18 protein-coding genes and 1 tRNA gene are annotated in these 17,286 nt (G+C 70.1%); 11 read left to right on the plus strand and 8 right to left on the minus strand.

Features of this window, described 5'->3' with window-relative positions; translation table 11 throughout:
- Positions 1-161 precede the first annotated feature (161 nt).
- Entirely contained in the window at positions 162-809 is a 648-nt protein-coding gene (locus tag G3I71_RS03280; protein ID WP_164312325.1) for an Lrp/AsnC family transcriptional regulator, read from the minus strand.
- A gap of 185 nt (positions 810-994) precedes the next feature.
- Between G3I71_RS03280 and G3I71_RS03285 the strand changes: the two genes are divergently transcribed.
- From G3I71_RS03285 to G3I71_RS03320, 8 genes are all read left to right on the plus strand, one after another.
- Positions 995-2,560, plus strand: coding sequence for an ABC transporter substrate-binding protein (locus G3I71_RS03285; protein WP_164312326.1), 1,566 nt, complete (start codon positions 995-997; stop codon positions 2,558-2,560).
- Positions 2,550-3,626: an ABC transporter permease gene (locus tag G3I71_RS03290; RefSeq protein WP_343242830.1), complete on the plus strand. Its 1,077-nt coding sequence runs from the start codon at positions 2,550-2,552 to the stop codon at positions 3,624-3,626. The genes G3I71_RS03285 and G3I71_RS03290 overlap by 11 nt, the downstream gene beginning before the upstream one ends.
- Positions 3,623-4,489 carry an ABC transporter permease gene (locus G3I71_RS03295; RefSeq protein ID WP_164312327.1) on the plus strand — a complete coding sequence of 289 codons (867 nt, stop codon included), beginning with the start codon at positions 3,623-3,625 and terminating at the stop codon, positions 4,487-4,489. Before G3I71_RS03290 ends, G3I71_RS03295 begins: the two co-directional genes overlap by 4 nt.
- Positions 4,486-5,280 carry an ABC transporter ATP-binding protein gene (locus G3I71_RS03300; RefSeq protein WP_164312328.1) on the plus strand — a complete coding sequence of 265 codons (795 nt, stop codon included), beginning with the start codon at positions 4,486-4,488 and terminating at the stop codon, positions 5,278-5,280. The genes G3I71_RS03295 and G3I71_RS03300 overlap by 4 nt, the downstream gene beginning before the upstream one ends.
- Positions 5,277-6,239, plus strand: coding sequence for an ABC transporter ATP-binding protein (locus G3I71_RS03305; RefSeq protein ID WP_239148829.1), 963 nt, complete (start codon positions 5,277-5,279; stop codon positions 6,237-6,239). The genes G3I71_RS03300 and G3I71_RS03305 overlap by 4 nt, the downstream gene beginning before the upstream one ends.
- A gap of 259 nt (positions 6,240-6,498) precedes the next feature.
- Complete coding sequence (locus G3I71_RS03310) at positions 6,499-7,662, plus strand: Xaa-Pro peptidase family protein (RefSeq protein WP_164312331.1); 1,164 nt, start codon at positions 6,499-6,501, stop codon at positions 7,660-7,662.
- A 73-nt stretch (positions 7,663-7,735) separates the two neighbouring features.
- Positions 7,736-8,296 (plus strand): GNAT family N-acetyltransferase, encoded by a 561-nt coding sequence (locus G3I71_RS03315; protein WP_164312333.1) that lies wholly within the window; start codon positions 7,736-7,738, stop codon positions 8,294-8,296.
- Between the two features lie 43 nt (positions 8,297-8,339).
- Positions 8,340-8,801 (plus strand): DUF4440 domain-containing protein, encoded by a 462-nt coding sequence (locus G3I71_RS03320; protein ID WP_164312334.1) that lies wholly within the window; start codon positions 8,340-8,342, stop codon positions 8,799-8,801.
- A gap of 508 nt (positions 8,802-9,309) precedes the next feature.
- Here the strand turns inward: G3I71_RS03320 and G3I71_RS50165 are convergent.
- The 4 genes from G3I71_RS50165 to G3I71_RS03340 form a co-directional block, all read right to left on the minus strand.
- Positions 9,310-10,047, minus strand: a complete 738-nt coding sequence (locus G3I71_RS50165; protein ID WP_203729161.1) for a hypothetical protein — start codon at positions 10,045-10,047, stop codon at positions 9,310-9,312.
- A gap of 148 nt (positions 10,048-10,195) precedes the next feature.
- Positions 10,196-10,588, minus strand: coding sequence for a type II toxin-antitoxin system VapC family toxin (locus tag G3I71_RS03330; protein WP_164312336.1), 393 nt, complete (start codon positions 10,586-10,588; stop codon positions 10,196-10,198).
- Positions 10,588-10,821 (minus strand): hypothetical protein, encoded by a 234-nt coding sequence (locus tag G3I71_RS03335; RefSeq protein ID WP_164312338.1) that lies wholly within the window; start codon positions 10,819-10,821, stop codon positions 10,588-10,590. The genes G3I71_RS03330 and G3I71_RS03335 overlap by 1 nt, the downstream gene beginning before the upstream one ends.
- Positions 10,822-11,033: 212 nt before the next feature.
- Positions 11,034-11,107 (minus strand) — tRNA-Gly (locus G3I71_RS03340).
- A gap of 339 nt (positions 11,108-11,446) precedes the next feature.
- Here G3I71_RS03340 and G3I71_RS03345 point away from each other — a divergent pair.
- The 3 genes from G3I71_RS03345 to G3I71_RS03355 all read left to right on the plus strand — a co-directional run bounded on the left by G3I71_RS03345 (position 11,447) and on the right by G3I71_RS03355 (position 12,891).
- Positions 11,447-11,626, plus strand: a complete 180-nt coding sequence (locus tag G3I71_RS03345) for a hypothetical protein (protein ID WP_164312410.1) — start codon at positions 11,447-11,449, stop codon at positions 11,624-11,626.
- A gap of 183 nt (positions 11,627-11,809) precedes the next feature.
- The gene (gene dcd, locus G3I71_RS03350) at positions 11,810-12,385 is read left to right on the plus strand and encodes a dCTP deaminase (RefSeq protein ID WP_164312339.1); all 576 of its coding nucleotides are present in this window, start codon (positions 11,810-11,812) and stop codon (positions 12,383-12,385) included.
- Positions 12,382-12,891 (plus strand): phosphoribosyltransferase, encoded by a 510-nt coding sequence (locus tag G3I71_RS03355; protein ID WP_164312340.1) that lies wholly within the window; start codon positions 12,382-12,384, stop codon positions 12,889-12,891. Before dcd ends, G3I71_RS03355 begins: the two co-directional genes overlap by 4 nt.
- A gap of 78 nt (positions 12,892-12,969) precedes the next feature.
- Here G3I71_RS03355 and G3I71_RS03360 read toward each other — a convergent pair whose 3' ends face one another.
- The 3 genes from G3I71_RS03360 to G3I71_RS03370 all read right to left on the minus strand — a co-directional run bounded on the left by G3I71_RS03360 (position 12,970) and on the right by G3I71_RS03370 (position 17,193).
- Positions 12,970-14,613, minus strand: a complete 1,644-nt coding sequence (locus G3I71_RS03360) for a peptide-N4-asparagine amidase (RefSeq protein WP_164312341.1) — start codon at positions 14,611-14,613, stop codon at positions 12,970-12,972.
- Positions 14,614-14,757: 144 nt separating this feature from the next.
- Positions 14,758-15,789, minus strand: a complete 1,032-nt coding sequence (locus tag G3I71_RS03365; RefSeq protein ID WP_239148874.1) for a Yip1 family protein — start codon at positions 15,787-15,789, stop codon at positions 14,758-14,760.
- A gap of 99 nt (positions 15,790-15,888) precedes the next feature.
- Positions 15,889-17,193 carry a VCBS repeat-containing protein gene (locus G3I71_RS03370; protein WP_343242834.1) on the minus strand — a complete coding sequence of 435 codons (1,305 nt, stop codon included), beginning with the start codon at positions 17,191-17,193 and terminating at the stop codon, positions 15,889-15,891.
- Between the last annotated feature and the right edge of the window lie 93 nt (positions 17,194-17,286).

Consider the following 17,286-nt stretch of genomic DNA (forward strand, 5'->3'; position numbering starts at 1 on the left):
GTGGTTGTCCGCTCCTACGGGCACGCCGTGGGCACGCTGCGGTGAACCCACGGGGCGATGCCCGTGCGTGGCGGTCGGTGCTCCGGGTTCGGCTCACTCCGGTGTCCGGCCCGGGGCATCGTTGTGAGTGCGCACCTGGATGGTGACGGCCGCGTTCGCTGTCAGTCCTCCGGCTCGGAAACGCGTTGGAGATCAGCCCGGCCTTCGGCGGCGCGGATGAAGCGGGTCATGCCGAACTGGCTCGTTCCGGGGGCGCCCTGAGGGGTGGTGGGCGTCGGCTCGGTGGCGCCGGGTGCGGACGGCAGGACGTAGGGGCGGCGGAGTACCTCGTCGAGGATGATGACGGTCTCGGTGGCGCGGACCGCGGGAATGGTGGACAACTGGTCGGTGACCAGGCGGTGTACGGCGGCGACGTCGCGCACCCGGACCTGGATCATGGCGTCGTGCTGGCCGGTGGTGACGGCGCAGTACTCCACCTCCGGCAGCTGGGCGAGAGCGGTGCGGAACTGCTTCCACAGTTCCTGGCGGACGGTGACGAAGATCAGGGCACAGATTTCGAGACCGACCCGGCCGTGGTCGACGCGGGCGCTGAAGCCGCTGATCACGCCGTCGGCGCGGAGGGCTTCGAGGCGGGTGTAGGCGTTCGCGCGGGAGACGCCGACGCGCTCGGCAAGGGCGGCGACGGAGATGCGGCCCTGGGTGCGGAGGACGTCGAGGATCTTGAAATGTACAGAATCCAGGGCAAGACCGATGCCGATCCGTCCAGAGCGGGGTTCGCCGGACGCGTCGGGGCTGGACGGATCTGCCATGGGAGTGCCTTTCCTGGACGCTTCGTCTCGATCGTGTCCTGTTGGTCAGATGTTGTGGTTAGTTTCAGCCCACCCTAACGGTGAATCGTCCAGGGACTTCCAGGGACTGCCTGGGACTTCCTCCGGCGGCCGTCGATGCCCGCCGTGCCTTCTCCCGCTCCATCCCCCTGCTCTCGGAGGCACCCATGTCCAGATCACGCACCGGGTCGTACCCGGCGGCGGTCTCGCTCGTCGCCGTCGCGGCGCTCGCCCTCAGTGCCTGCTCCGGTGGCGGCGGTACGTCCGGCTCGTCGGGCGGCACGACACTGGTGATCGACACGACCTTCAACCTGAAGACCGCCGACCCCGGCCGTGAGTTCGAGACGACCGGCGCCATCGTGGACAAGGCGCTGTACGAGACGCTGCTGACGTTCAAGGGCGGTGACGTCACCAAGCCGTTGCCGGGGCTGGCGTCCTCGTACGAGGAGTCCTCGGACAGCAGGACGCTGACCCTGCATCTGCGTGCGGGGGCGAAGTTCTCCGACGGCGGCGCGGTCACAGCGGACGATGTCGTGTACTCGTTGCAGCGGGTCATCGACCTCAAGGGCAACCCGTCGTTCCTGCTGGACGGGGTGACGGTGACCAAAACGGACGACTCGACGGTGACGCTGACGTCGAAGAAGGCGAATCCGGCGCTGCCCTTCATCCTGCCGAACCCGGCGCTGGGCATCCTCAACGCCAAGGCGGTCAAGGCGCACGGGGGCTCGGAGGCGTACCTCAACAAGTCCTCCGCCGGCTCCGGGCCGTACACGCTGACGTCCTTCAACACGAACACGCAGGTCGTGCTCGCGAAGAACCCGAAGTACACCGGGTCGAACAAGCCGACGTACGACAAGGTCGTGATCCGGAACGTCCAGGCGCCGACGCAGAAGCTGAACGTGCAGCGCGGTGACAGCCAGGTGGCCCTGGACCTGAACTCGGACCAGGTGACGGGGCTCGGCGGCGGACTGAAGGTGCTGAGCGGGGCGTCGTCGGATGTGATCTTCCTGCTGCTGAACATGGACAAGGGGATCAGCGGTACGACGGCCAACGCCAAGTTCCGTGAGGCGGTCCGCAAGGGCCTCGACTACACCAGCCTGCTGGCGCTCGGCGGGACCGGCGCGGTGCAGGCGCCCGGGCTCATTCCGACGACGTTCGTCGGCGCGCTGCCCGCCTCCCAGGCACAGCAGCGGGACCTGAGCGGGGCGAAAGCGGCCCTGAAGGCGAGCGGGGTCGCGAACCCGACGGTGAAGCTCGGCTACCCGAGCGACCTCAGTGTGGACGGCCTGTCGCTGCAGACGCTCGCCGAGCGGGTCCAGTCGCAGCTCAAGGAGGTCGGTATCACGGTGACCCTCGCGCCGGCGCCGACCACGACGGAGCTGGACAACTACCGCAACGGCAAGGAGCAGGCCGGCCTCTGGTACTGGGGCCCGGACTACCCGGACCCCAGCGACTACCTGGTCTTCCTGCCCGGCGGCCTGGTCGGCCTGCGCGCGGGCTACAAGGCGGGCGCCGACCCGGCGCTGACGGCGCTCGGCGACAAGGCGGCGACCACGACCGACACCGCCACCCGGGCGAAGCTGTACCAGCAGATCCAGACCGGGCTGAACGACAGTGGTCCGTTCATCCCGCTGATCCAGCCGAGCCGGCACATGGTGTCGGCCTCGACGGTCACCGGCCTCGCGTACAACCCCGTGTGGACGGTCGATGTCGCCGCCCTGGGTGCGAAGTAGGCGCGTGGGTGGTGGGCGGCTCCTCGCCCGCCACCCGCTGGCCCGCTACCCGCTCGCGCGGTTCCTGCTCCGCCGCACCGCGGTCGCCGTACTGCTGGCCTTCGGGGTGACGCTGGTGACGTTCGTCCTCACCAACCTCGTGCCCGGCGATCCGGCGGCGGCGGCGCTCGGGCAGCGGGCGGTCGGGGACCCGGCGATCGTGGCACAGTTCCGGCACCACTACGGCCTCGACAAGTCCCTGCCGGTCCAGTACGTCACCTATCTGGGCAATCTGTTCCAGGGGGATCTGGGCGAGTCGCAGCAGAGCCATCAGCCGGTTCTGACGGACCTGTCGACGGCCGTGCCGGCGACGCTGGAACTCGCCGGGGCCGCGATCGTGATCTCGCTGGTCGTGGGCGTGGCGTTCGGTGTCGTCGCGGCACTGCGCCGGGACCGGTTCACCGACCAACTCCTTCGCGTGATCAGCCTGTTGGGGGTGTCGGTACCGACCTTCTGGCTGGCGCTGCTCGCCTTCTACGTCTTCTTCTACCGACTCGGCTGGGCGCCGGGCAGCGGCCGCCTCGACCCCGGCATGACCGCCCCGCCGCAGGTTACCGGCCTGTACACGATCGACGCGGCACTCGCCGGGCAGTGGCCGGTGTTCTGGAGCGCGGTGGGTCATCTCGCGCTGCCGGCGCTGGTGCTGACCGCGTACACCGTCGGCCTGCTGACCCGCTTCACCCGCTCCGCCGTCCTGGAGGTGCTGAACCAGGACTACGTCCGGGCGGCCCGCGCCAAGGGCCTGCCCGGCCGGACGGTCCTCTTCCAGTACGTGCTCCGGGCGGCCCTCGTACCCGTCATCACGGTCGCCGGACTGGCCTTCGGGTCGCTGCTGTCGGGCACCGTCCTGGTGGAGTCGATCTTCGCCTGGCCGGGCCTGGGGGCGTACGCGTACCGGAGCGCGACGACGCTCGACCTGCCGGCCGTGATGGGCGTCGGCCTGGTCGTCGGCATCGTGTATCTGACCGTCAACCTCGCCGTGGACGTGCTGTACGGCGTGATCGACCCGAGGGTGAGGGTGCAGTGAGGCTCAACCTGTTGAAACGGCTGCCGCCCGCCTGGCGCCGCCCGCTGTCCGTCACCGGCGGCCTGGTCGCGGCGTTCTGGCTGGTGATCGTGCTCGCCGCCCCGATGCTCGCCCCGCACGACCCCCTCGCGCAGGACCTGCCCAGGCTGGCCGCCCCCGGTGCCGGACACTGGCTCGGCACGGACGAACTGGGCCGGGACGTGCTGAGCCGGGTGCTGTACGGGGCCCGGGTGTCCATCCCGCTCGCGTTGCTGCTCGTGACGATGTCCCTGCTCGTCGGCGGGATTCTGGGCGCCTGCGCCGGGTTCTTCGGACGCTGGGTCGACGAGACCGTGATGCGGATCGCGGACCTGGTGTTCGCCTTCCCCACCGTCATCCTGGCGATGGTGGTCGCCGCCGCGCTCGGCGCCAGCCTGCAGAACGCGGTACTGGCCGTCCTGGTGGTGGCCTGGCCGTCGTACGCACGGGTCACCCGGGGCCTGGTCATGGGCCTGCGGAACCGCGAGTTCGTGCTCAGCGGACGGCTGCTGGGCTTCTCCGCCTGGCGCTCGCTGCGGGTGGACATCCTGCCCAACGTGCTCGGGCCGCTACTGGTGCTGGCCACCCTCGACATCGGGACCGCGACGCTGCTGTTGTCCGGACTGTCCTTCCTCGGGCTCGGCGCCAAGCCGCCGACGGCCGAGTGGGGCGCGATGGTGGCCGCCGGTACCCAGCAGTTCGACAGGTGGTGGATCGGGGTCTTCCCGGGCCTGGCCATCCTCACCGTCGTCCTCGCCTTCAACTTCCTCGGCGACACGCTCCGGGACGCCCTCGACCCCAACACCGCCCGCACCATCGGCGCGGAGAAGGAGCGTGTGGCATGACTCCGGTGAGCGCCGGCAACGTGCTGGAGATCAGCGGCCTCACCCTCGACCTGGGCGGCCGTCGCATCCTCGGCGGCGTCGACCTGACCCTCCGGCCCGGCCGTATCCACGGGCTCGCGGGGGAGAGCGGGTCGGGCAAGACCCTGACCGGTCTCGCCACCCTCGGCCTGCTGCCGCCCGGCGCCCGTACCGGCGGGCGGATCGAGTTCGAGGGCACCGACCTGCTGACCCTGCCCCCCAGGCGGCTCGGGGCGTTGCGCGGCCGGGTGATCAGCATGGTGTTCCAGGACCCGTCGACCAGCCTGCACCCCATGCTCAGCGTCGGACACCAGCTCACCGACCACCTGCGCCACCATCTGAAGCTGGACCGGAAGGCCGCGAAGGAGAGGGCGGCCGAGCTGCTCGCTCAGGTCCGTATCCCCAACCCCCGTGAGGCGCTGGGGCGTTACCCGCACCAGTTCTCCGGCGGGATGCGGCAGCGCATCGCCATCGCCATCGCGCTGGCCTGCGAACCGAAGGTGCTGATCGCCGACGAACCGACCACCGCCCTCGACGTGACCGTGCAGGCCGGCGTGCTGCGGCTGCTGCGCGGCCTCTGCGACGACCTGGGCCTCGCCGTCCTGCTGGTCACCCACGACCTGGGCGTGATGTCCGCGATCGCCGACGAGGTGAGCGTGATGCGCCACGGCCTCGTCGTCGAGACCGGCCCACGCGGCCGGGTCCTCACCGCCCCACAGCACGAGTACACCCGTACGCTCCTGGACGCGCTCCCCGGAAGGAGCACCGTATGACGACCCGTATGACCCCCCACCCGACGGCCCCTCTCCTCTCGGTCGACGACCTCGTCGTCCAGTACCCCCGGCCGGGCGCGCCGCCCACCCGCGCCGTCGCCGGAGTCAGCCTCCAGGTGCGGGCGGGGGAGGTCGTCGGGCTGGTCGGCGAGTCGGGCTGCGGCAAGTCCACCCTGGCCCGCGCGGTCTGCGGCCTCACCGCACCGGCGGAAGGCCGGATCACCTTCGACGGCACACCGGTGCGCCCGCTGCGGGTACGCCGCCGTGACCCGGCTCTCACCGGCGTCCAGATGGTCTTCCAGGACCCGTACGGCTCCCTCAACCCCCGCCGCCGGGTGGGCGCACAGCTCGCCGACGGCATCCGCGCCGCCGCCGAGCGCGGCGAGGCACCCGAAGGCACCACCCCGGAGGAACTCCTGACCAGGGTGGGGCTGCCGGCGAGCGCCGCACAGGGCTACCCGCAGGAGTTCTCCGGCGGCCAGCGGCAGCGCATCGCCATCGCCCGCGCGCTCGCCGCCCGCCCCCGGCTGCTCGTCGGGGACGAACCGATCTCCGCCCTCGACGCCTCCGCCCAGCTCCAAGTGGCCACGCTGATGCGGTCGTTGGCCGTCGAGTCGGGCGCCGGGCTGCTGTTCATCAGCCACGACCTGTCCGTCGTACGGCTGATCGCCGACCGTATCGCCGTGATGTACCTCGGGCAGATCGTGGAGACCGGCCCCACCGCCGAGGTCTGGGACGACCCACGGCACCCCTACACCCGGGCGCTGCTGGCCGCCGTACCGCGGCCCGACGGGGCGGGAGTGCTGCCCGCCGAACTCCCCGGCGACGTACCCGACCCCGCCGACCCGCCGAGCGGCTGCCGCTTCCACCCCCGCTGCCCACGGGTCTTCGACGGCTGCGACCGTGAGGAACCGCAGCTGATCGCCGGGGGCGTCGCATGCCGTTTGTACGCGGCCTGACCTGACCCGGGCCGAACCGCCCACCCAGGATCGGTTACCAGGAGCGGGTACCGGATCCCGCGCGCCCGCTCGCCGGTCCGTCCGTACGCCCCGAGGCCGTGGGCCCGGCCGGACGTACGCCCGGCCCGGTGACTCACCCGGGGATGCGCGCGCCCGACCCGGGGTGCCGCCCGGCCCGCCGGCCGCGTTCCCGGTGGCTCCGCGTCAGCGGCACCTCCCGCGCGACCGTCCCACCCGCACAACACCTCACGGAGAACCGATGCCCGACGCCCCGACGCCCCACGACGCCCACCTCCGCCACCCCGCCGAACCGCTCGCGGCCCTGTACCCGGCCGACCGTCTTCGCACCGCCGGACAGGCCACGGCACGGGCCGGTCTTGACGCCCTGCTGATCTCCCCCGGTGCGGACCTGCGCTACCTGACCGGCTACGACGCCAAGCCGCTGGAGCGGCTGACCTGCCTGGTCCTGCCGGCCGACGGCTCGCCCTTCCTGCTCGTGCCGGCCCTGGAAGAACCCGCCGCGCGGGCGTCTCCGGCCGGTGACCTGGGCATCGAGATCACCGGCTGGAACGAGACCGACGACCCTTACGCCCTCGTCGCGGCCCGGCTGCCCTCCCGGACGGGCCGCCTCGGCGTCGACAACCACATGTGGGCAGAGAAGACCATCGCGTTCCGCACTGCACTTCCGGGCGCCCGTCAGGAGCTGGCCGGAAGCGTGCTGAACGAGCTGCGGATGCGCAAGACCCCGCAGGAGGCTGCCGCCCTGCGCCGGGCCGGTGCGGCCATCGACCGGGTGCACGCCCGCATGGGCGAGTGGCTGCGGGCCGGACGTACCGAACGCGAGGTCGGCCGGGACATCGCGGACGCGATCATCGCCGAGGGGCATGCCCGCGTCGACTTCGTCATCGTCGGCTCCGGACCCCACAGCGCCAGCCCGCACCACGAACTGTCCGACCGCACGATCCGGCCCGGCGACCCCGTGGTGGTCGACATCGGCGGTACGACCCCGGACGGCTACTGCTCCGACTCCACCCGTGTGTACGCGATGGGTGAGCTGCCCGCGGACTTCCGCCGGCTCCACGAAGTGCTGCTGCGCGCCCAGTGCGCCCAGACCGACGCCGTACGGCCCGGCATCACCGCCGAGCGGCTGGACTCCATCGGCCGGGACATCATCTCCGACGCCGGATACGGGCCGAACTTCATCCACCGGACCGGACACGGCATCGGCCTGGAGAGCCACGAGGAGCCCTACATCGTGGCCGGCAACAGGCTCCCGCTGGAGCCCGGCATGGCCTTCTCCGTCGAACCCGGCATCTACCTGCCCGGCCGGTACGGAGCGCGGATCGAGGACATCGTGATCTGCACCGAGGACGGCGGGGAGCGCCTCAACCGCACCGCCCGCGACCTGGTCGTACTCCCCTGACCCCGCGCCCGCCCACAGAAACCGGAACCGGAACCAGAAACCGGAACCAGGAACCAGGAACCAGGAACCAGCGATGACCTACGAGAGTACGGCCCGTCCCGCCGTCCCGGCACCGCTGTGGCTGCCCGGCGAGGGCCTCGTCCTGCGCGAGTGGACCGAGGCCGATCTCCCCGCCATGACGGACCTGTTCGACGACCCCGGGATCGCGCACTGGACCCCGCTCGCCTCACCGTTCGACCTGGCCGCAGCCCGCGCCTACCTCGCCACCGCCCGGCAGGCCCGCCTCGACGGCCTGCGCGTTCAGCTGGCCATCACCACCGACGGCCAGCTCCCCCTGGGCGAGGTGCTCGTCATCCGCAGGAACGCCAACGACCGTACCGCGAGCCTCGGTTACTCCGTGGGAGCCACACACCGCGGCCGGCACCTGGGGTCCAGGGCGCTGACCGTACTGACGGACTACGCCCATCACACCCTGGGCCTGCCCCGGGTGACGCTGAGCATCGAGGCGGAGAACGGCGCCAGCGCCGCGGTGGCCCGTGCCGCGGGCTACCACCTCACCGACGAGCCGCCGATCCTCACCGTCGACAAAGGACGGTCGCTTGCCTTGCGAACCTGGGCCCACGATCGCCCCTGACCCGAGCCGCACCCGCTCCGCCACCCCACCGAAGGACCCAGCCATGCCCGCTTCACCGCCCCGTACCGCTCAGCCCGCACCCAGTGGCGCCCGCCCGGGTGGCACACCCGCCGACCTGGCAGCAGTGTGGGCGGTGATCACGGACATGTATGCGGGCTACACCGCAGGCGATCGCGAGCGCATCGACTCCCACCTGGACCCGGACGCCACCATCTGGGACTCCGCCACCCCCGAACTGCTCTGTGGCAAAACCGACTTGGACCGGGTCCGGGACAATCGCCCCACGGCCGACGGCAGCCCGGCCGAGACCGGTCTCACGCCGTACGGGCAGGTCATCGACGTCTTCGGAGAACTGGCCGTGGCCCGCTACTGGCTGCGGGTCGACTTCCTCACAGCCCTGCCGGAACTGGCGCGCAACACCGCGGTTCTGCGGCGCGCCCGCCATGACGGTCACTGGCTCCTCGTGCATCTGCACGAGGACATCCAGAGTGCTCGGGACGTGTAGCGACGGGACGCGTGGCGACGGGACGCGTGGCGACGGGGCGGAGAGCCGGAGCCGACCGTCGATCCGGTGACCCGACCGCAGCGGAGAACGGCATGGAACAGCAGGCTGAGGGCTCTCACTCGTGAACCTCGTGACCGGTGCCGCAAAACCACAGGTCAGCGGCGTCGTCACGCCCTTGGAAGGATGTATCAGGCGCAAGCCGGCACGGCGCGTGCGGTCGCTGTTGAATGTGCAACCGGTGGCGTGGTCCCCGTGAGAGCCCCACGCCTCCCGAACGGCGACGCCTTCACCGCCGAGGGTTCCTTCGGCCGCCTCTCTTCGAGGTGACACCCGACGGGGACGTCGTCCGGGAACACGACGTGCCCCACTTCGGCGCCTTCGGCGCGGGCGTTGGCACGGAATCCTCCCGTGGCGCCCAGAACACGGTCTCCCGCGCCTTTCGCTATGGGCCGGAGCACATGTCCTGGCTACGTCGGGAACGGGACTGGCGGGCTCATCTGAGGAGACGTCACCGGTCGAGATTCTCGTACTCCGTCTTGGGCACGCCGATGTCCGAGAAGATAGTCCATGCCTGTCGCCTCATCAGTTCAGCGGCGGCGCCGTCGGTCCTCCGGCGAACGCGGGCGAGGGCCGTGAGGGTGCGGGCCTCGCCGAGTCGGTGGCCGGTCCCGCGATGTACGGCGAGGGCCTCCTGGCCGAGCTCGACGGCTGTGCCATGTGCTTCCTCGGCCTCCGCTGTTTCGCACAGGGCTGTCAGGGACTGGCCCTTCACCACGCGGAAGGAGTGGGTGCGGGCCAGGGCCAGCGCCTGTTCGGCGTGGGTGCGGGCCTCGGCGGTGAAATCCGCTCCCGGGAACAGGCCGAGCAGGCGGAACAGCCGGCGCGCACCGGGAGCCAGGACCCGGTACGACACCGAAAAGGCCGTACGCAAAGGAGAGTTGGTGTCACCGTCCGGCTCCAGTGCCTCCAGCTTGTTGCCCTCGGTCATCTCGGCGACGAGGTCGGCCGTCCGCAGGGCCGGATCACCCGCGAGCCTGGCGGCGGCTACCCGCAGGGCCAGGGGGAGGCTGCCGCAGAGCCGGATCAGTTCGGCGACCGCGTGTTCGTTGTCGTCGACCCGGTCCGTGCCTAGGGCCCGGCTCAGCAGGGCGCGGGCCTCGTCCGGCTGGAGGAGGCCCAGGGGCAGGGCGTGGGCGCCGTCGTGGGCGACTCTTCTGGCCATGCAGTTGGGCGCGGGTATCGCCATGGCGATCTCGTTGCTGGCGGAAGCACGCAAAAGGCGTTCTGGTGAGGGCGAGTTGAGCGGTGGCGTGGCACCTTGCTTGCATGACATCACAGGTATCCGCAGGCCAGAGAGGAGCCCCCGTCAGGAGATCCTGAGGCGGAGAGATGTCTCAGGCAGGCATATCGACGGTCAGTCCGGCCGCCTGGGCGGCATCGGCCAGCCGTTTGTCATACGTGACGAATGAGGTGAGCCGGGAGCGGATGCGGAGAGCCGTTGCCAGATGAATGGCGTCCAGACTCCGTACGGTCGCTGGTTTCACGGTCTGGGCCAGAATGCGAATGCTGGCGTCCAGTTCCACCGACTCGATCAGGTCGAGGACTGGGTGGAGTCGGGCGACGGCTTCTGGGGCGTAGCGTGCCAGCGCCCGGGATGACTCGATCTCCGCCAGAACCGAACTCGTCCACCCGGTCTCCGCCCGTTCGTCGAGCCAGTCGCGCAATGCCTGTGTCTCGGCCTCGGCATGGACGAGTTTTACGATGGCGGCCGAGTCGAGGTAGATCATCAGCGCTCGTCCTCGCGGCTGCGGGAGATCTCCGCCGCGATGTCGATGCCGTCCGGTTCGCCGAGCGGCATCCGCAGAACAGCGCGACGCATCGCGGCGGCCCGCTCCTTACGCAGTGCGGCTTCAAGTACGGCTTGGCGGATGGCCGCCGAGCGTGAGCCGCCGTCATGGGTCAAAACATCCAGGGCGTGCTCGGTCTCCGAGTCGCTGCGGATGGTAATGGTGTCAGCCATGCAGCCAGCGTAAGACATTGTGTCTTACGCGGCAAGCCCCGGCTTGCCGTCCCTCCGCAGCGCACGAAAACGCCATTCGACCCCACCATGGGGACGGCAGGCTGAGGGCTTTCGTGGGTGATCGGCGCTGTTAGGGCACGCGGAGGGCGCGTCACCCTCGAATTGGACTAGACAACAAATAAACCCCAGGCCGTTGACCTGGGGTTTCTTCATGGAGCGGGTGACGAGAATCGAACTCGCACTATCAGCTTGGGAAGCTGATGTTCTACCACTAAACTACACCCGCGTAAGACGCCGGTATGGCCGGTGTCCGAACGCTCGGTCACTCTACCGCACGCCAGGCCCCCGGCATCGAAGCCGTGGGGCCTGCCCCCGTTTCCAGGGGATTCCGGGGGTGTTCCGGGCGTGGACCGGACCTGAACCGGATGCGAACCGGACGCGTTTTCGCGGTGCGACCCGGCTGTGAGGGCCTGGAGTTGAGGCGTACGGTGGGGCGCGGAACAGGGGCTCGGCGGGATCGGAGCGCCGCCTGGAAGGTCGCCCTTTTCGTCCCGTAATGTGGCTTCTCTCGTCGGTCTCGACAGTGACCGGCGATGGCTCTTGGGGAAGGGACTCTGAGGACTTGATCGAGCGCACCGTCGTCCGTTGTGCCGAAGGGCACGTGTTCAGCACCGCTTCGTTCCCGATGCAGCAGGCCGATCGGCTCGGCCCAGGCCGGCTGGTCCGGTGTCCGCGCTGCGCGCGGCTCCGCAGTGTGGTGCCGGTGACGCTGGAGCAGCAGCAGCGGAGCACCAGCAGTAAGTAGAAGCAGTAAGCAGTAAGCAGTAAGCAGTAAGCAGTAAGCAGTAAGCAGTAAGCAGAGGCTGTAGCAGTAAGCAGCAGCAGAAGCAGACATGTGAAGTCGAAGTCGAAGTCGAAGTAGAGCAGTGGCGGGCGCGCGGAACCGGCCGGTGGTGTCGGGTTCGCGCGCCTTGCGTATCCTCGGGGCGTGCTTCTCTCAGACAAGGACATCCGGGCCGAGATCGACTCCGGGCGAGTACGGATCGATCCCTACGACGAATCCATGGTGCAGCCGTCGAGCGTCGACGTGCGCCTCGACCGCTTCTTCCGGGTGTTCGAGAACCACCGCTACCCCCACATCGACCCCTCGATCGAGCAGGCCGACCTCACACGCCTGGTCGAGCCCGAGGGTGACGAGCCGTTCATCCTCCACCCCGGGGAGTTCGTGCTCGCCTCGACCTACGAGGTGATCAGCCTTCCCGACGACCTCGCCTCCCGTCTCGAAGGCAAGAGCTCGCTCGGACGGCTCGGGCTCGTCACCCACTCCACCGCCGGGTTCATCGACCCCGGGTTCTCCGGACACGTGACGCTCGAGCTCTCCAACCTCGCGACGCTGCCCATCAAGCTCTGGCCCGGTATGAAGATCGGCCAGCTGTGCCTGTTCCAGCTGAGTTCGTCGGCCGAGTTCCCGTACGGCAGCGAGCGGTACGGCTCGCGGTACCAGGGGCAGCGTGGGCCCACCGCCTCCCGGTCCTTCCTCAACTTCCACCGGACACAGGTATGACGGTCGTACGAGAGAACCTCTCCTACGACCAGTTCGGCGTCTCCGTCCGCGAACTCGCGCAGACCATCGTCGACGACGGGTACGAGCCCGACGTCGTGCTCAGCATCGCGCGCGGGGGTGTGTTCGTGGCGGGCGGGCTGGCGTACGCGCTCGACTGCAAGAACATCCATCTGGTCAACGTCGAGTTCTACACCGGCGTCGGCACCACGCTTCCCATGCCCGTCATGCTCGCGCCCGTCCCCAACGCCATCGACTTCTCCGACAAGAAGGTCCTCATCGCCGACGACGTCGCCGACACCGGCAAGACGCTCAAACTGGTGCGGGACTTCTGTCTGGACGCCGTCGCCGAGGTGCGTTCCGCGGTGATCTACGAGAAGACGCAGTCCCTCGTGAAGTGCGAGTACGTGTGGAAGCGGACCGATGAGTGGATCAATTTTCCGTGGAGTGTGTTGCCTGTAGTACGTAAGTCGGGGGAGCTGATCACTCCGTCCAAGGACGCGCTCTGAGCGCTGAGACGCACGCCGGGCGGCCGTTGTACCCGTCGTACCTGTTGTACGAGGGCCGCCCGGCGTTCTCCAGGCTCGCTAGCAGTCCCGCCCGTCCTTCGTCAGCACCCCCTGCTCCGTGCCCAGCGTGCGGTCGTAGCACAGGTCCGGGCCGCGCAGGCGGTAGCGCTCGGTGGTCGTCGCGACCGCGTGGCGCTGGTCGCGGGCCACGCCGAGTGTGAAGGTCGCGTCGCCGTCGTACGTGTCGTCCAGGCGGACGCCGTCGATGCGGGCGTGGTCGCCGAAGGACATGATCACGCGGAGGCGGTTGTCCGCGTCGATGGTGGAGCGGCCGTCCAGGGTGTATGTCCGGTTGGTGTGGGACGTCACCGGGTGCCGGCTGCCGCCCGTTCCGGTCGTGCGGACCGTCTGGTCGTCCGTCCAGCGGCCCTTCTGGTTGTCGGTGTTCTCGTCCGGGGTCCAGGTGTGTGTGATGGCGGTGGTCAGGCGCCGGTCGACCGTCGTCGTCACGCGGCCGTGCGACGTGTTCAGGTAGCCGGTGGCCGTGAAGTGGCGGATGCCGGTGGTGTCCAGGGTGCGTGTCGAGCCGTCCGCGTACGTGTTCGTGACGGCCGGATCGGTCGCCTTGTACGAGGTCAGGGCGCCCGTCACCACCGACTTGTGAGCGTCCTGCCAGACCAGGATGTTGGTGGGTGCGCTCCAGCCGGTCTGGCCCGCCGGGACGCCTGCCACGGTCACGTCGACCGTGTGTGCCCTGCCGTCGTTCAGGAGGGCGGCGAAGGGAGTGAGGTCGAACTCCAGGGGGCGTACGTCGAAGGCGGTGGGGGAGGGGATCACGCTCCACAGGTACGGGGACCAGCCGCCCGTCCAGATGTTGGGGTACGGGGAGGCGATCCCGGCGAGCTTTCCGTCGATCGTGACCTGGACCTCGCGGTACGGGCCGTCGTCGCCGCCCTGGCAGGAGTAGGACGCCGACGGGGTGACCGCCGAGTACCAGAACTCCTCGCAGCCGCCGCCCGAGCCGGTCGCGTACACCTCGGCCAGGATGCGCTCGGAGTTGCGCGGGGTGGTGAGCTTCGCTCCCGTGGTGACGCTGTTGCCGTCGCTCAGCGGGATGACCTGGTCGGGGGCGGAGCCACTGGCCTTGGCGGGCCGGGTTCCGTGCTCGGGGGCGTAGAACGTCAGGGTGACCTTGACGTCCAGGACGCCGGTGTAGGTGTCGTTGACGACGTTGCCGATGAGCATGTCCACGGACCGGGACTTGCTCAGCGTCTTCTCGTACCGTGTGACGTCCTTCTCCACCGACCAGTCGATGCCGTCCTGCGACGGTTCGGGGGTCGAGGTGCGGAGTATCTGGACGCCGCCGATGTCGAGGTAGCCGAGGCGGTCGTACTGACGGCCGGCGACGCTGCCGTCGAGGCGGAGCACCACCTTCGACCAGCGGCCCGGCGTGCCGCAGGCGGTGGGCGGGGTGTAGGTGCCGGTGTAGGGCGTGAAGTCCTTGAACTTCGCCTGGGCGACGGTCACTTCGCAGGACCGGGTGTGGGGGGTGGAGATGGGGGGAGCGGCCGTCACCGGGTCGTGGTAGTCGGTGCCGAACTCCGACGGGACGGTGGGGGCAGCCCCGGCGGCCGTCGTGAAGGCCGTCAGGGTGAGTCCGAGGGCGGCGGAGACGAGGGTGATCGTCCGGTCGGCTCTCCGGGCGCTGTGGGGAAACGTCATGCCGCGCAGTGAACACCGGCGGGTATGGGGTGGACTAGACCTCTTGGGTCTAATTTGACCAAAGAGGTCGCAGGGGCCGACGAGAAGGGAGGGCTCCCGGCGCGCGGCCGGGAGCCCTCCCCCTCATGTGCGTCCAGGTCGTCCCTAGAACGTGCCCAGCTTCACGATCGACAGCAGGGCGATCAGCTGGATCGCCGACGCGCCCAGGGCCTTCGGCCACGGGAGGTCGTGGGAGCGGCGGACCATGACGGTCAGCAGGACGCCTGCCGCGACCCAGGTCGCCCAGCCCAGGATCTGCACGAAGGGGGCGTCGCCGCCCACGAACATCGCGACGAGGAGGCGGGGCGCGTCCGTGATGGACATGATCAGCATGGAGAGGCCGACCGTCGGCTGCCAGGCGCCGTCGCCGCCGAGCTGGCGGGCGAGGGTATGGGTGACCACACCGAGGACGAAGGCGCTCAGGACCATCGCCACGCCCGTCGTCAGCACGATCGGGATCGCGTTGCTGAGTGTCGCGTTGATCGTGGTCTCGCGGGTGTCGTCGAACCCGAAGACGGCGATCAGGCCGTACAGGAACGTGACGACGAGGGCCGGCGCCCAGACCTGGTAGTCGCGCATCTGGAGGAACGTGCGGTCGGGGGCGGTCACGATGCCCCGCAGCAGTTCCTTCCAGCGCAGGCGAGGACCGGCCGGTGGGGCCGTGGCGGAGCCGGCGCGGTAGGTGTCGCCCTGGCTGTACGGGTCGTCGTTGACCGTGAACGCCTGTGTGTGACCAGGGTTGTTGGCCGCGTACGGGTCCACGGGGGCGTTCGGGTGCCCGGGCCCGTGTCCCTGTCTGTCGTCGCCGAAGTACTCCGGCTCACCGTGCCCGCCGTGCGAGCCGTGTGCGCCGTAACCGCCGCCGGCGGTCGCCTGCGGGGGCCACGGCCGTCCGGCGCCGCCCGAGCCGCCGTACGGCTGCTGCTGAGGCGTGGACGGGTAGCCGTACGACGGGCCGCCCTGTGGGGGCTGCTGGCCGTACGGCTGCTGCCGCGGTTGTTGTTGCGGTCGCGCTTGCGGGGCCCGGTTGTCCCGGCCGCCGCGTCCGATCCTGAATCCAGCCACGTCATCGAACGTACCTGGTCCCGGAGAGTGACGCGTGGGGCCCGGGCTTTTGGGCCGGGCTTTGCTGCCCAGCTGTTACATCCACTAAGGGGGCCTCCAGGCTTCCCCCTAGGGGACATCGGGGAAGTATCCCGCTTCCCGACGCCGAGCCGAGCGGGCGCCCACCGGCCGTTACAGGAACTCCGAGCTGGAGAACGTCACCGAGGGCTCCGTCGCCACCAGGCCCTTCTTCACCCCGGGATAGACGGCCACCTCGTCCCATGTCTCGCCCCGGTACGTCCGCACCGCCAGGTCCGCCCGGCCGTCGCCGTCGAAGTCCCCGACCGTGAGGACCCGGGTCGTGCCCCGGGTGGGTGGCGCGACGGTCACCGTGTCCGCCGCTGACAGCCCGGCCGCCGCTGTCGGTGCCCGGAAGATCCTCAACCGTGAGCCGCTGGAGACGAGTTCGTCGCGGCCGTCGCCGTCGAAGTCACCGGTGTCGAGCATCGAGCCGGGGGAGGCGAGGGCGCCTTTGGTGGCGTCGGGGAGGTCGTAGCGCAGAGACGTTTCGCCCATCGCGCCCACGGCTGCGTCCAGGTCGCGCCCCTTGCCGAAGCGGCCGAGGGCGACGTCGATGCCCTCGGGCAGCACCGTCCCCGTGCGCGTCGGGCCGTCCGGGCCGCCGAGGACGACAGCCGACTTCGAGGTGCCGTCCGCCGTACGGACGACGAGGTCGTCGTATCCGTCATGGTTCACGTCGGCCGCCGGGCCCGTCGGGACGTTGCCGGGGGCGGTGATCGGCGCACCGGCCTTGCTCGGGGTGCCCTTGCGGGTGAACGGGCCGCGCAGATAGCTGAGTTGGACGTCGGAGGCGTGGACGACCAGGTCCTGGGCGCCGTCACCGTCGAAGTCGCCGCACACCGGCTGGTCGGGCCAGTCGTTGCCGGCGCGGGCCTGGGCGGGGATCGTGAGGGCGACCGCGCGGCCGGTGAGGCCGTCCGGGGAGCCGAACAGGAGCTGGAGGGGCACCGGGGGCCGGCCCTGGCCGTTGTAGGGCGGGTCGGTCGACACGACCAGGTCGGTGAAGCCGTCCCCGTCGAGGTCGCAGCTGGCCTCCGCGTCGAAGACCGCCGGCAACTGGCCCTTCGTACGGGCGGCTTGACGGGCCGGGCTCAGCAACTGCCGGGCGCCCGGGACGAGTCCGCCCGGTGAGCCGTAGACGATGCCGATACCGGCGTCGTCGGTGTGGACCTGGTCCTTGACGAGGTCGTTGAGGACCAGGTCACGGTGACCGTCGCCGTTGAAGTCGTCGGCGACCTTGCTGCCGTCGCCCTGGGGTATCGGGCGTTTGGCGGGGGCCTTGGCGACGCGGATCGGGGTCCGGTCGGCGGCTGCCGGGTCGTCGCCGGACAGCGGGCCGCAGGCGGTGAGTGCCACCAGGGCACCGAGGGCCGCCAGCCCGCTGATGGCCGTCGTACCCCGACCACCTTTTCGCACCCGCACCCGCACCCGCACCCTGCACCTCGTCCGGATCATTGGCCTCATTGACAACGACTCAGTCCAGCAATGATGCACGCGTTCGAGAGGCGA

The organism is Streptomyces sp. SID12501, from assembly GCF_010550245.1.
In the GTDB taxonomy this organism is placed as follows: domain Bacteria; phylum Actinomycetota; class Actinomycetes; order Streptomycetales; family Streptomycetaceae; genus Streptomyces.

Bases quoted from the DNA above. Each gene is read 5' to 3' on its own strand.
- G3I71_RS03355 (WP_164312340.1), top strand. From the start codon at position 12,382: ATGACGGTCGTACGAGAGAACCTCTCCTACGACCAGTTCGGCGTCTCC.
- G3I71_RS50165 (WP_203729161.1), bottom strand. From the start codon at position 10,047: ATGGCGATACCCGCGCCCAACTGCATGGCCAGAAGAGTCGCCCACGAC.
- G3I71_RS03330 (WP_164312336.1), bottom strand. From the start codon at position 10,588: ATGATCTACCTCGACTCGGCCGCCATCGTAAAACTCGTCCATGCCGAG.
- G3I71_RS03360 (WP_164312341.1), bottom strand. From the start codon at position 14,613: ATGACGTTTCCCCACAGCGCCCGGAGAGCCGACCGGACGATCACCCTC.
- G3I71_RS03320 (WP_164312334.1), top strand. From the start codon at position 8,340: ATGCCCGCTTCACCGCCCCGTACCGCTCAGCCCGCACCCAGTGGCGCC.
- G3I71_RS03280 (WP_164312325.1), bottom strand. From the start codon at position 809: ATGGCAGATCCGTCCAGCCCCGACGCGTCCGGCGAACCCCGCTCTGGA.
- G3I71_RS03285 (WP_164312326.1), top strand. From the start codon at position 995: ATGTCCAGATCACGCACCGGGTCGTACCCGGCGGCGGTCTCGCTCGTC.
- G3I71_RS03300 (WP_164312328.1), top strand. From the start codon at position 4,486: ATGACTCCGGTGAGCGCCGGCAACGTGCTGGAGATCAGCGGCCTCACC.
- G3I71_RS03305 (WP_239148829.1), top strand. From the start codon at position 5,277: ATGACGACCCGTATGACCCCCCACCCGACGGCCCCTCTCCTCTCGGTC.
- G3I71_RS03310 (WP_164312331.1), top strand. From the start codon at position 6,499: ATGCCCGACGCCCCGACGCCCCACGACGCCCACCTCCGCCACCCCGCC.
- G3I71_RS03315 (WP_164312333.1), top strand. From the start codon at position 7,736: ATGACCTACGAGAGTACGGCCCGTCCCGCCGTCCCGGCACCGCTGTGG.
- G3I71_RS03335 (WP_164312338.1), bottom strand. From the start codon at position 10,821: ATGGCTGACACCATTACCATCCGCAGCGACTCGGAGACCGAGCACGCC.